This window comes from Bremerella volcania (assembly GCF_007748115.1).
GTDB lineage: Bacteria > Planctomycetota > Planctomycetia > Pirellulales > Pirellulaceae > Bremerella > Bremerella volcania.
The window spans coordinates 3,363,593-3,377,209 of sequence record NZ_CP036289.1 but is presented as its reverse complement, the minus strand read 5'-3'; the positions used below and the strand labels follow the sequence as shown (position 1 = coordinate 3,377,209).

General features: G+C 59.7%; 7 protein-coding genes. All 7 read right to left on the bottom strand.

Annotated features, from left to right (window positions below; translation table 11 throughout):
* Position 1: 1 nt before the first annotated feature.
* Positions 2–2,380, bottom strand: a complete 2,379-nt coding sequence (locus Pan97_RS13620) for a glutamine amidotransferase (RefSeq protein ID WP_144973388.1) — start codon at positions 2,378–2,380, stop codon at positions 2–4.
* Complete coding sequence (locus Pan97_RS13615) at positions 2,377–5,949, bottom strand: hypothetical protein (protein ID WP_144973387.1); 3,573 nt, start codon at positions 5,947–5,949, stop codon at positions 2,377–2,379. The genes Pan97_RS13620 and Pan97_RS13615 overlap by 4 nt, the downstream gene beginning before the upstream one ends.
* On the bottom strand, positions 5,949–8,063 hold the full coding sequence (locus Pan97_RS13610; protein ID WP_144973385.1) for a BatA domain-containing protein: 2,115 nt from the start codon (positions 8,061–8,063) through the stop codon (positions 5,949–5,951). The genes Pan97_RS13615 and Pan97_RS13610 overlap by 1 nt, the downstream gene beginning before the upstream one ends.
* Positions 8,060–9,049, bottom strand: a complete 990-nt coding sequence (locus Pan97_RS13605; protein WP_196782096.1) for a DUF58 domain-containing protein — start codon at positions 9,047–9,049, stop codon at positions 8,060–8,062. The genes Pan97_RS13610 and Pan97_RS13605 overlap by 4 nt, the downstream gene beginning before the upstream one ends.
* Positions 9,046–10,062 carry an AAA family ATPase gene (locus Pan97_RS13600; RefSeq protein ID WP_144973383.1) on the bottom strand — a complete coding sequence of 339 codons (1,017 nt, stop codon included), beginning with the start codon at positions 10,060–10,062 and terminating at the stop codon, positions 9,046–9,048. The genes Pan97_RS13605 and Pan97_RS13600 overlap by 4 nt, the downstream gene beginning before the upstream one ends.
* Positions 10,063–10,126: 64 nt before the next feature.
* A complete protein-coding gene (locus tag Pan97_RS13595; RefSeq protein ID WP_196782095.1) occupies positions 10,127–10,957 on the bottom strand; it encodes a DUF4159 domain-containing protein in 831 nt (276 codons plus the stop codon).
* On the bottom strand, positions 10,957–13,536 hold the full coding sequence (locus Pan97_RS13590; protein WP_196782094.1) for a tetratricopeptide repeat protein: 2,580 nt from the start codon (positions 13,534–13,536) through the stop codon (positions 10,957–10,959). Before Pan97_RS13590 ends, Pan97_RS13595 begins: the two co-directional genes overlap by 1 nt.
* Between the last annotated feature and the right edge of the window lie 81 nt (positions 13,537–13,617).

Genomic DNA, 13,617 nt, shown 5'->3' with positions numbered 1-13,617 from the left:
CTCAGGCAAGTCCCTTCCAGCGGCGAAGTCCCCATTCCATGCTTAACAGTCCGATTGCCAAAAGGAAGACGCCCCACGTATGCCAGACCGAGCGAACCATCGGCTCGGCGATAGGGATCTCGCGGTCGGAGAGCGTGTTGACGAACGAATCGAGTTGATTCAAACGAACCAGTTCGCCCCCGGACTGCTGAGCGATCGACCTCAGGAAGTTGACGTTGGGGCGGAGGTTGGCGAACTCTTCGGCCGCGGGATCGGCGACCCAGCCGGTCTCGATCCGATCAATTTCGCTTCCGTCCGGGTTATTCGCAATGACGCTCGCTCGGTACATGCCATCGATGCGGGAAACATAGCGAGAGCCGTACTGCCCGGAGACGGCGTCCTTTGGTTCTGCTTTCAATCTGAGGAGTTCGTCCCCCGGCGTGGTGACTTCAATCGCAACGCCTGCGTTATCCAGTGGTTGATAGTTTTCGTCGTTCACTTGGACCGCGACTTCCAGAGGGTGCGTCGGACCGTCCTTCTTGGCGATCGTCTCGACGCGAACCCGTTGTGGCACGTCGGCAATCAGCCAGCGAATCGTCTGCCGCCAGGTGCGTTCGAAGTCGTCGTTATCGTGCGACGACGCATGCAGCTTCCAGCGCCACAGGTCTCCGATCAGAAAGGCCGCCGTGCGTCCCTTGCCAAAGCGCTGAGTGACCAGTCCCGGCCGACTTTCGCCCGTGGCCGATACCACCGACAGAAGCTCGCTGGCCCCCGGCTTGAGTGCCCCGACTTCGTTGAGGATCCTTAGGCTAGGCATTTCTTTCAGCCGCTGCAGTTCTTCCTGCTGCGTCGTGCGAACGCGAACCCAAGGTTCCAATAGCCCCTCGCGCGTCAGCGCAAGGGAGAGTTCACTGGCGCCGGCTCGCGGCGAGACGCCATTCAAATAGACCGGTAGCACTTCGCCGATCGGAGAACGCAGGTACTTCCCTTCGGCAAACGACTCGCCGCCACCTAGCATCAGCAGACCTCCGCCGCGCAAGCTGACGAATTCCTGGATCAGCGACTTCTGCTGTTGAGTGAAGAAGTCGGCTTCCAGGTCGTCCAGGATGATCGCATGGTACGGAAACAGTTCATCGGCCGATTTGGGAAAGCCTCCGGAAAGCTCGCCTGGTTCCAGCTTGCCGACCCGCAGCAAGACAGGCTCGTCATACTGTTCGACCTGCTCCTTCGCTTCGTCGTCGGTGTTGGTGAAGATGCGGTTGGCGTTGGAATCCTTCTCGCGGAATTGAAATCGCGGCTCCTTCTTCGCGATGCGAATCAAACCGTGCAGTTCGACTTCGTCGTCTTCGGCCAGAGATCGATTGAGGAATTTGAACTCCCAGTTGGGGCGGCCTGAAACATACAGCACCTTGTACGGGCCGTGACCGCGGTTCACCATCACCGTGCGGCTGTTGTTCAGTAGGGTTGCCTCGGAGCTCTTGCTGGGATCGTCAAAGAGTCCCTTCTGCGATTGGGCATACGCGCGAACCTGGTAGAACAACACGCCACGCTCGCCCGGCTTGATCTGAAAACGAGCCGTGAACGACTGACCGTCGTTGACTTGGGGGACCGTTTGTGTTTCGACAAGCTCGCCTTGTTCATCGACCAGTTCAACCACGATCGACTCGCCGGGAAAGCCGGTGACCGCGACATCGGCGGTGACGGTGACCGGCGAGGCCTCGAAGTTGGTTTGGCTGGCGGCGACACGGCTGACTCGAATGTCGGTCGCCGGCTCATCGGCTCCGATTTGAACGGGAAAGATCGGCGGGTACTTGCTCCAATCGATTGCTTCTTCAGTCAGGTCGGTTGCGTTGCCATCGGTCAGCAGCAGCACCCCGGCAATGGGACGGCCTGCGAAGCGATCGGCGATGGAATCGAGGGACGCAACGATCGCCGAGCCGCGTCCGTCGGCCTGGTAGTCGTGAAAGTCTGCCACCGGCGAAAGCCGATCGGCGAACTCGTAGCGGCGAACGTCGAACTCTTGCCCGAGTCGTACCTGCCACGGCGCCTGGCGATCGAGTCTCTTCTTCAGAAGTTCGGCCCGCGTATTGCTTTCGCCTGGGTCGATGACTTGCAGGCTCTGCGATCGGTCGGCGAGTACGACGAAGAGGTTCGCGCCGGGGACAGGCTTCGTTTCACTGCGCATCGGCTCGACCAGAAGGGCGGCTAGAAGGATCACGGCCAACGTCTTGGCCGCGGCGCACGCGAGCTTGACGATCAGGGGTGCCTGGATCGAGCGATACGCCCACAAGATGAGGACGAATAGCCCCGCGCCGATCACGCTCGCCGGGACGATCCACTGTTGAGCCGCCCAGACGTTGGGCCACTCGAGGAGCCATTGATCCTGAACCCAGTCGTTCATTCACTGCTCCCCAGACGCTCGTAGTAGCGACGAACGGCGTCTTCGTATTGAGCGGGCACCGGGTCCTTGTCGAGCGGAACCCTGGCTTCCTCGGCAGTTCTCCGGAGAAGTTCCTCAGCCACGCGATTTTGAAGCTGAGCCAACGGCCGAGCGACCTTCTGCTGGATGATATCCCACTGCGGCGGCGCGGATGTTTCGATCTGTTCGCGTCGAAGCTCCCGGGCTTCGTCCCGAATACGAGCCGCTTCGGCACGCAGCTCCGGATCGTTCACGATCTCTTCGACGTCCCGCAGCCGGTCCGACCAGTCGACGAAGTCATCTCCCGAGAACGGCGAGGTATCACGATTGCTACCACCCCCCAAATACCGATCCAATGCACCCACGCCCGCCGCGCTGCCTGGGCCACCTTCGCGACCCGGCTGTTGCTGGCCTGGTTGCTGCTGGCCTGGTTGCTGTTGACCCGGTTGCTGTTGACCCGGTTGCTGCTGTCCCGGTTGCTGCTGTCCCGGTTGCTGCTGTCCCGGTTGCTGCTGTCCCGGTTGCTGTTGTCCCGGTTGCTGTTGTCCCGGTTGCTGTTGGCCGTTGCGGGCTAGTTCGCCTTCCAGGTCTTCGTTGAGACGTTCCAACTCGTCGAGGGCCCAGCGAAGCATTTCGGTTTCGTCGCCGAGTACCTGGTCGGCCGCTTGTTGGATCCCTTCGGCGAGTTGCTCGATCCCTTCGCGGGCTTGCTCTTCACGCTGGGCGGCCTGATCGAGGAATCCACGGTTGAGGAGCATCTCGGTCTCTTTGAGGGCATCGTTGGGTTTTGACGTCCGCGTGTCGCGGATCGATTCGTACAGCTTCTCGGCTAGTAGCGGCTGAGACTGTTCGGCCTCTTCGACGGTCTGACGCATGCGCTCGAGGAGTTGGTCGAGCCGCTGCTGTTGCTCGGCGAGCTGCCCTCCGAGTTCGTTTGGGTTTTCGGTTTCACGCAAAGAGTTCGACTGCTCGAGATTTTCATGGCGCAGGTCATCCAGCTGGCGGGCCACTTCTTGTTCGGCCTCGACCAGTTCTTGCGCCTGATTCTTCATGTCGCGTAGTTCTTGTTCGAACTCTTGCGAAGTCTGCCGCTGGAATTCTTCTCGCAGGTCGTTCAATTCCCTTTGGGCGCGCGTTCCTTCGTTAGCGGCCTGGGTGACCATTTGCTGCTGGATTGCTTCGCTGGAACGCTGGATGTTCTCGCGGGCCTGTTCCAGTTGCTGCCGCTGTTCGGCCATACGTTCCTGGTTCTCAGGCTGCTCCATCCGCTGCTGGAGTTCTTCCGTATCGCGAAGGATCTGTTCCTGCTCTTCCCGCAATCGTTTGAGTTGCCGCTCGGCTTCGGCACGTTCCTCTTCCGTCTCGGCGGCTTCCAGCACGCCTTGCAATTCTTGGATGCGCTCGTTGAGGTCTTCCTGACGCTGGGCAAGTTCCCGCAGCCGATTCAGGATCTGGCGGTCTTCGCGGGCTTGTTGCTGCTGCTCGGTCTGGGCCTGTTGCTCCTGGGCGTAGCGGTTCTCATCTTCGCGCAGTTGAAGTTGTTGCAGCTGCTGCTGGGCCCGGCTGTTTTGTGATTGCTGCGATTGGCTCGACTGCTGCGACTGGCGGGAACGCACGACTTCATGCTCGCGAGCACGCAGCCGAAGCAGACCTTGGTAGGCGGCTTGCTCTGCCTGAAGGGCCTCGGGCAACTTGGCCGGTGATGAAGACTCGGTCGCCGCGCGCAATGCTTCGATGGCCTCCTGCATGGAGCTGCGAACCTGGGCGGCATGCTCGATGGAGGTGACGTCCTGCAGATTGCCCTGCAGTTCTTCGAGCTGAACCATGGCCGCTTCCTGCGACTCGATCAAAAGCTGCGTATCACTGGCAAATTCAGCAGTGGGTTGTTCACGCGTTTCGCGGCGAATGATCTTCCAGGTCGCGGCAATAATTTGCTTCTGAAGCTCGGCCAACTCCTCGGCTTGCTGGGCGTTTTGCCCGCCTTGCTGTTGTTGCTGCTGCTGGGAGCCTTGCGGCGGCTGTTGTCCTTGGCGGAAGATTTGCTCGAAGGGGCGTACCTCGGCAAAGAACATATCGCTCATCGTTCGCCGCGGCTGCCCATCGGGGCCGATGTCTTCCGCCCAGAAGTACCACGACAGAAGCTGGTCTGGCTCGGCTTGCAGCGATTCGAAGGCCAGCAGGTGGGCGAGTTCGACCCGCTCTTTGCTTGGGAACGAGTCCCCCAAGGGTACGTCCTGATCGACCTTGCCGGGGATCGAGTAGTTGATTCCCACGCGCTTCAGCCCAAAGTCATCCCAAGCCGAAGCGGCCAGGTCGACCTCTTCGATGGGAGAGACCTCGATGTCTTTAGTCGGCGCCGCCAGCTTGATGTCCGGGGGCAGGTTCGCGATCATCGTGATCTGCAGTTTGGGCGGATGCTGGTTGGTTCGTTGGTCGTTATCGGTCAGGTGAAGCGTTAGTTCGCGCGAGCGATCAACGACGAACGTCGTGGTATAGGTCAGGGCGTCGTTGGCTTCGGGGTGAAGGGAAATCGCCAGTTCGCCGTCCTCGGTTTGTTCGATGAACTGGGCGGACGCCAGGGGTTTGTTGACGCGGCAAAGCAGAGTTAGCTGCGATCCTTCCACCGCCGACACGCGGCGCACATCGGGCACGAATTTGTCTTCCTGATTCGTATAGCTGGGGAAGACGATCTTGGCATCGGTTTGCAGCATCACCGGATACTCGAACACATCGACGTGAAATTCACGCGTTGCCTGGTTGCCGAACTGGACGCGATAAGCCAGCGGCTGCGAAACTGCGGGAATGCGGCCGCCGAACAGAGGATCGTCGAGCGAGCGGGACATCGGCAGGGTATGCTCGCTACCATCCTCCGTCGTGTAGATGAGCGTGGCTTCGGAGGGCATGTCGTTCAAAAACTTGGCCAGCACCAAGAGGCCGGTGCCCCGTTCGACTTCGGTATCGCCTGGTTCGATCTCGACTTCAAAGATCGTGTCCGCGGATACGACGTCCGGCGAAGCAAGATCGGCCGGTGGGATCGCCGCGAGTAGATCTCGATTGAGTCGACCCAGAGCAACGGCCGCAATCAGCGTGGCGATAAGACCGGCGCAGGCGGCCAGGCGGGCCGCATTCAGCTGACCGCGCGTGATCAAGTTTTGCCAATTGTGGCTGCGAGCATGACGAACGGCCTGACCGACGACTTCCCGCTGCAGATAGCCGAGGCGACCGGTGATACCGTCAGGCTGCTGTTCGACGGCGGTGAGTAACACGGAATCAAGTTGAGGGTAATTGGCTTCCACGAGGTTGGCTACCTGTTGCGCGCTGCGTGCGGAACGGCTACTCGCCCAGGTGACCAGCAGCGAGCCTAGTACGCCGATCACGGCGGTCACCAGAAAGGTGCCGTCGAGGACGCGCTCCGTGGCCTGGCTAATGACATAGATCACGCCGAGGAAGATCGCCGCCGAGACCCAGACGATGCCCATGCCGCTCCAGAAGTGAAACGTTCTCAGGCGATGGGCGACGCGGTCGAGATGGCTGACAAGTTCGCGATCCATTATTGTGCTTCTCCCAAATCCTGGGTGGGAACGTGCGACCTGCGGGCAGCGAGAAACGTTTCAACCGCCAACAGCATTAGCACCGAAACGACCAACCACTTCCACACCTTCTGGTGATTCTCCAGCTCTCGATCTTGCAGCTGTCGGAGTTCCGCCAACTGCTGGGTATGCGTCGCGGCCATTCCTAGCGGAATGCCGAACTGTTCGAGCCGATCCAGCGCAAGTGGCGCCGTATCGCTTTCGGCATCGGCCAGGTTCACGGCGAAAGGAAGTTCCTTGCCCCCTTGCCGCAGCACGTAAGTGCCAGGCTCGGTGGTGTCGTCGAACGTGGTGGCGTCCTCAGTCAATTGTAAGGTGTTACCGCTAGGGATTTGAATGGTTTTCTCGCCACTGGCGGCGGGTAGCGGAACGCTCTGGTTGACGAAATAGGAGTGCGAAGCCAGCTTCTGCCGGTCGGCCAGTTCCAGCCACCGCGACAACAAGGGCAGAAACTTGGTCGACAGGGCCAGCTGGCTATCTTTGCGGCTCCAACCGGCGCTCATGACGTAAAGCTGCCCCTCGCCGCGCGGTAGCGACCAGATTGCAGGCGTATCGTCCTCGAAACGGGCAATCACCTCGGTGGTCGACTCGTCAGCCAGGCGAACGCGGCGATGCTGCCAGAAGCGGATCGTGGTGAAATCGTTGTAGCGAGCCGCGGCGAAGGGGGTGAACAGCGGATGCTGGAAGTCGATCTGCCCGAGCATGGCGTAGGACTCAGTCGAACTGGCTTCCTCTTCCTCGCCTGAGGCCACACTCACGTCGCCGAGCCAGGCACCCAGGTCGTTCACCATGTCATCACTTTGCAGGACCACGACCGCCTGCCCGCCGCGATTTAGGTAGGCATCCAGTAGGTTTCGCTGGTCTTCGCTGGGCGTCTGCGCGATGATCACCAGGCGTGGGGTGGTTCCGGCGACGTCGTTCCAATTGATCGCGGTATCCGCGTCAACGGTTTGAACTTCCACCTTCCGGCTGGCGGTCTCATCGAATGCGCGGCTCAAGTAGAACAGCATCCCTTCCGGATCGTCGGCCGTATCGGAGCCGAAGTAGGCGATCGACACTTGTTCCTGGATCGGGGGCACCACGTAGAACGTGTTGTCGAAATCCATCCCGCGGCCATCGCCGCTCAGGTGCAGTTGATTGGGGCTTGGTGTGCCTGGGTCATAGGGAACGTCGAGTACAAGGCTTTCGCCGGGGGGAACGTAAAAGGAAACGGGACGTGAGGCATCTTTGTCGCCCAAACGCCAGACGACTTCGAATTGTTCGCTGTCGGAGTGGGACGTGTTTCGCACGCGAACGCGGGGAGCGCTCGCCGCCTCGGCCGTTTCTTCTTTCGCTTCCACCAGGCGAACGCGGGCATTGGAATCGTCCTCGGGCGTGATGGCACGCACGTCGACGCGAACCGACTCCGGCCACTGGCTGGTTTGCAGCCGGTCGATCTGCGAACCGGTCTGCATGTCGCTGATCAATACGATTTGCAGCTTCGCGCTCATCTGGCGGAGATCGTCGTCGGCCGACAATCGCTCGGCAACGCCGACCAGCGCGGCTCCCAGGTTACTGGCCGACCACGTTGGCGATACCTCTTTCAGACGCTCGCGAACCAGATCGCGGCGCTGGGAACGATCGATTTGGCTGGTTTCCTCGGCGGTGACCAGCGGCGTGAGCGTTTCATCGAACGCGTACAGGGAGACTTCGTCGGACGTTTCGAGGTCACCAAGCACCTGGTTGGCCTGAGCGATGGCCTGCTGCCAGAGGTCGGCCCGCCGCATGCTGGCACTTTGATCGACCAGGATCGCCACGTGACGCTGCGGGACGTCGTCGGGCGAAAGATTGGTCGACGTCCGAAAGAAGGGGCGCATGAACGCGAATGCCAACAGCAGGATCACCAGCGAACGCAAGAGCAGCAATAACCATTGGTCGAGCCGACTACGCCGCGTCAGTCGTGGCGGTGACGGCTGAAGGAACATGAGCGAACTGAACTCGTAACGCGCCTTGGGCGTTCGGCGAATCAAGTGGAACAGGATGGGGGCGGCAATCGCGGCGGCACCCAAGAGAAAGATTCCGGAGAGTACGCTCATGAACGGCCTCCCGATCGCGGAGACCTTTGCCGTACGGTCGAGCGGCCGCGCTTCAAACGATCGGCCAGCAAGTCGAACAAGATCAGCTCCAACGGACGATCGATGGCGACCTGGTGCAGTTCGACTCCCAGATTCTGGCAGATCGTTTGAATTGCCTGCGAGTGTTCGCGGAACTGCTCGAGGTACTTCTGCCGAGCCTGGTCGGGATCGATGAACAGGTTCCTGCCGGTCTCGACGTCGTGGAACATGGCAGGCTGGTCGAACCGGAAGTCAAGCTCGCGCGGGTCGAGCACGCGCAGGATCACGACTTCGTGCCCACGAGCGCGGAGGAAACCCAACTGTTTGTTGAGCGAACCGATCGGGGTGAGCAGGTCCGAAATGAGGATGACCAGTCCGCGCTTAACGACCGTGGAGGCGATTTGCTCGAGCGGTTTTTCGATGTCGGTTGCCGAGCCAGGTTCGGCACGTTCCAGGCTCATCATGATCTGGTGGACGTGCCCTGGGCGAAACCGAGCCGGGATGCGATCGGTGATCGACTCGTCGAAGGTCATCAGTCCGACCGCGTCGCGCTGCAGCGACAGGAAATGAGCGACGGTGGCGGCCGCCGTTTTGGCGTAGTCGGCCTTGCTGTAGCCGAGCGTGCCGAAGCTCATCGAGCGGCTCAGGTCGACCAGCAAGTAGCAGCGCAGATTCGTTTCGTCCTCGAAGCACTTGATGAAGTAGCGATCCGAGCGACCGTACAGCTTCCAGTCGAGGAAGCGGGTATCGTCCCCCGGCGAGTACTGACGGTACTCGGTGAACTCGACCGAGAACCCGTGGTAGGGGGAGCGATGCAAGCCGGTCAGGAAGCCTTCGACGATGGCACGGGCGCGTAGTTCGAGGTTCTTGATGCGCATGAGCGAACCGGGATCGATCAGCGAAGCCGTGCCTGTGGGACGACTGGCGCTGGAAATCGTGGTCGACGACTCGCTCACAGGACTGCTCATCGTCCTCCCGGCACTGGAATGGAGTTGAGTAGCTGGTCGATGACCTTCTCGACGGTGATTCCTTCCGCTTCGGCGCGATAGCCGACGAGGATTCGATGCCGCAAGGTAACGTGGGCGAGGGCTTTAATGTCGTCCGCCGTGACGTGGGTTCGGCCTAACAGCAGGGCTCTCGCTTTCGCTCCCAGAACCAGGTACTGAGCACCGCGAATCCCGGCCCCCCACATCACCCATTGGTTGATGAAGTCAGGCGTCGAGGGGCGTTTGGGTCGCGAAGCGTCGGCCAGGCGAACGGCATAGCGAACCAGGTTCTCGGCGATGGGGACCTTTTTGACGACGTCGTGAAAACGCAGCACGTCTTCGCCGGTGAACAGCGGGCTGATCGGTTCGGCTCGGCGCGAAGTCGTTTGATTTACGACGGCCACTTCGTCATCTTCAGGCAAGTAGTCCATCCAGATGTTGAACATGAACCGATCGAGTTGGGCCTCGGGCAGCGGATAGGTCCCTTCCATTTCAATCGGGTTTTGCGTGGCAAGCACGAAGAAGGGTTCTTCCAGTGCGTAGCGGACGCCAGCCGCAGTGACCTGGTGCTCCTGCATCGCTTCCAACAGAGCGGCTTGCGTTTTGGGGGGCGTGCGGTTGATTTCGTCGGCCAGGATGACGTTGGCAAAGATCGGTCCCTTGTTGAACTGCAACTTGCGGCGCCCTTCTTCGGTTTCTTCGAGGATTTCGGTACCGGTAATGTCGGCAGGCATCAAGTCAGGCGTGAACTGGATGCGGCGAAACTCGAGGTCGAAAATCTTGGAAATCGAATTAACCAGCAAAGTCTTGGCCAGGCCGGGGGCCCCGGTGATTAGGCAGTGACCGCCAGCGAAGAGGCAGAGCAGCAGTTGCTCGACGACTTCCTGTTGGCCGATAACCGTTTTGGAAAGCTCCGCCAAAATCTTCTCGCGTCCGGCACGAATCTGCTCGACCGCTTGTTGTTCGAAGTCCTGGTCTTCAATCTCGATGCTCACGGTGGTTTAACTTTCTGGTGGGATGAAGGGACGAGGGCTTGGCTGTTACGGGCAGTGCAGGGGGTTAATGGGTCATCGCATAGGTGATGATGTTGATCCCCAGGGGATAGGCGAAGCGTTCGGAATATTGTTTGAAGTAGGTGGGGTCGACTCCTTCTTCTTCCCAGCCGTCTCCCAGGTCGGTGTTATGGCAAATGACGACCATCATGCGGCCTTTGTCATCGAAGATGCCTTTGTAGTGAGGTTCGTCGGCGTCCCAGCGTTCGGTTTCGCTACCGCGCATCCAGGTGCCGATGCTGACGATCATGGGTTTCTCGGCCAGGTCGTACACCAGGTGAAAGATGTCGTGCTCCAGCGGCAGTTCTTCCGGTTCGCGATCGGGGAAGACGCGTTTGATGTTGTGGTAAAACGTTTGCCATTCCTCCTCTCCCCAGAAGTCGTCGACCATCAGAAAGCCGCCGTTTTGGAGGTAGGTTCGTAAACCGGTGACTTCCCCTTCGGTGAGGTTCATCTGGCCTGGTTCAACGATGTAGAGGAACGGGTAGTCCGACAGGTTGTCATCGGTCAGTTCGACGATCACGCTTTCCGGGTGAACTTCCATCGAAGTCAATTCACGCAACCGGTGGGGCAGATTCAGATCGCTTTCGGGGAAGTCGGTGGCCCACTTGTCTCGCCAGCCGTACGAGGTGTACTTCACGCGGGCAAAGCGAAACGCTTCGTGCTCGAACTTCTCGTCGATTTCCCAATCGTTCTGAGCCCCACGCGTGGGAGAGAAGTCACGGCCGTAACGTCCTCGCGATCGAAAGCCGTCCTGAAACTGAGCCCAGACCACGCCAGCGAGTAGCGTGATCGTAAGAAAGAGGCACAGGATTCGGACCGGTTTCGATTTCATCATTACTGGGAATCATCCTTGGCGGGAGAGGGCCGGTCGGGCAAGGGGGAGTCGTGTTCGGTCAGTTCAAGCAACAGCTTCAGGGCAGCACGATACCGGGGTGCTTCCTCCAACGCCAAAAGGACGTGCCGTAACGCTTTCTCGTTCTGCTGGGTTTCATGCAGCCGCTGAGCAAGCCGAAAATGGACATCGGCCGGATCGTAGGGATGTAAGACGGCCAGCGTCGATAGTCCCTCGATGGCGACTTCTCCCTCATCCATTTGCTCTCCGGCCTTGGCGAGCAAGAGATACGGCTCTTGAATGAGTGGATTGACGGCCCGAATTCGCTTGGCATTGACGACCACCGACTGCCATTGGCCTGCTTCGGCGTGCAACTCGGCCAGTCGCCGATAGGCATCGATCGCGTCGGCGCGCAGCTTCGCCAGTTGTTCTAACACCGCCAGTTCTTGTTGGGTTTCGCCCAATTCTTTCAAAATCTGGGCCTTCATCGGCAAGGGGCTTCCGTCGCCGGCATAGTCGGGAGCCAACTGCTGAAGCTTTTCGATAGGCTCCAGGGCCTCGGTGAACTTTTGCTCGCGGATGAGTGCCGCAGCATACATTTGGAGCCCGGGGTAGCTGTTGGGGTGCTCTTTCAGCCACGCCTGAAGCTCGGTGATACGCGGTTGGGGAAGATCTTCAGCGCCAAAGTCGGCCTCCGGTGCAAAGGCCTGGGCGCGATCCTGGATGAATTGCTGAAAGCCAGCGTCGATCGCATCCAGCGGTGCCGCGTGCCGGGCAATCGCGTCGTTGATTTGCAGTCCTTTGCCGAGTTCATCGAGGATCGAACGAACGGCTTCGATGCCAAACTCGTCGACCAGGAACTCGACTACCAGGGATGACTCGTAATAGGCGAACATCAAATGCTTCGAGCTGGGTGGACGCAGGAAAGCACCACTTAGCTCGCTGACCGGCGTGAGATCGTCCCCCAGAATCATTTCTCGATAGGCAGGCGAGATCGACTGGCCCCACGACGGGTCTCGCTGGATCTCTTCGTAGACCGAGATCCCTTCGCTGAGCCACCGCGGCATCTTGTTGTGGGTCTTGTTCAGCGTGACGACGTGACAGAACTCGTGCCATAGCACGGCCTCCCAGTTGGTTGGGTTATCGGTCTGGGAGGCTGGCGAATTCATGGTGATCACGTTGCCGAAGCAAACCCCCAGAAAGCCGGCACCGCCGGGAAGTCCGAACGTGCGGATGGCGAAGTCTTGCTGTTTGGGGAAGATCTCGATCGCGATCGGCTCGTTCAGCTCGACATCATATTTCTTGCACAAAACCGACTTGGCCTCGCGCAGCAGTTGGAGCACGCGATCACCGTAGATGGCGGCTTCCTCGGCATCCATGCGCACGATGAAGCCATCGCTTTCAATCGTGCGGAACTTGGCCACGTGCTCTTGGAGGGTCGATAAGTTGTGAGCGACGACATTGTAATTGTCGGCGTCGAAGACCTCTTCGGCCAGCTTCCAGCCTTGTTCTTCCTTGCCCAGCCGCAACAGATCGTTGGAGAGTTCCATCTTCGCGGGAAGATAGTTGCTGTCGAACTGAAGTGCCCGGCGCTGGGCGGCAGCGGCTTCGGCAAAGCGGTACTTCCGCGCCAAATGCTTTCCGATGAGATAGTCGACTTCCGGGTTGTCTTTCCAGTGAGCCAATGCTTTTTCGCGACATTCTTTCTCCCGGGCAGTGTCATTGGCCAGATGTGCCAGAACGGCCCGAATGGCCCAGGCACTGGGGTGATGAGGGTTGATCTCCAGCGCCTTGGCCAGCAGTTTCTCCGTTTCGTCGTAACGTTCGGCCGAGAGGTGGCTCTCGGCAATCATCAACAGGCCTGGGATGTACTTCGGATTGATCTCGAGGGTTTTCTGAAGGTACTCTTCCGCCTTCTCGGAATCACTCGGCTCGAAGGCCTGGGCCAGGCCGAACAGGACGCGCGGGTTGTCTTCATCCACTTTCAAGGCGAGCTGAAAGTCTTCGGCGGCTAAGGCATAGTCATTCTTGGAAAGTGCCAGTTCGGCGGCGGCGATGTAGGCGTTGGGCAAGCCGGGAGCTCGCTGTTGAATCGGCTTGAACAGATCGATTCGTATCCGCTTGGCGTCGGCACCGATTTCGAGGAAGAACTTGCCGATCACGAGCGAGGTTTCCAAGTCGCGATAGATTCCACTGGTGCGTTCCAGCTGAGCCCCGAGTTGAGCGAGGACTTCCTTGGCTTGATTCGATTGGCCATTGAAGCGGCGGACGTCTCGTTCCAGCCACAGCAGCCGCAGATTCGTCGGTGAGACCTTCTTGGCGTCATCGATCGTCTGGGCGGCATCGGCGTAGCGGCCAAGGGTCAGTTCGCTTTCGGTCTTCAGGACGTACCAGTCGACGAAAGTCCGACCCCCTTCAATCTCTTGGGCGGCCACCTCGACGCACTTGGCGTATTCTCCGGTGCGGAACAGGTCTTTGGCTTCGGTCAATGTCTCGGCGTGAACGTTTGCCTGCCCGAGGAAGACTCCCATTACGGCAAGTAAGCTCGCCAGCGAGCACACGCGCATTGAGAGAGGCACCATCCAACTACCAGGGTCATTTCGCAAAGCCAGAAACTCCGAGCCAAGGTTACGGTTCGATGAAGCTATTGTAGAGTTCTGGCT

Bases quoted from the DNA above. Each gene is read 5' to 3' on its own strand.
- Pan97_RS13620 (WP_144973388.1), bottom strand. From the start codon at position 2,380: ATGAACGACTGGGTTCAGGATCAATGGCTCCTCGAGTGGCCCAACGTC.
- Pan97_RS13615 (WP_144973387.1), bottom strand. From the start codon at position 5,949: ATGGATCGCGAACTTGTCAGCCATCTCGACCGCGTCGCCCATCGCCTG.
- Pan97_RS13610 (WP_144973385.1), bottom strand. From the start codon at position 8,063: ATGAGCGTACTCTCCGGAATCTTTCTCTTGGGTGCCGCCGCGATTGCC.
- Pan97_RS13605 (WP_196782096.1), bottom strand. From the start codon at position 9,049: ATGAGCAGTCCTGTGAGCGAGTCGTCGACCACGATTTCCAGCGCCAGT.
- Pan97_RS13595 (WP_196782095.1), bottom strand. From the start codon at position 10,957: ATGATGAAATCGAAACCGGTCCGAATCCTGTGCCTCTTTCTTACGATC.
- Pan97_RS13590 (WP_196782094.1), bottom strand. From the start codon at position 13,536: ATGGTGCCTCTCTCAATGCGCGTGTGCTCGCTGGCGAGCTTACTTGCC.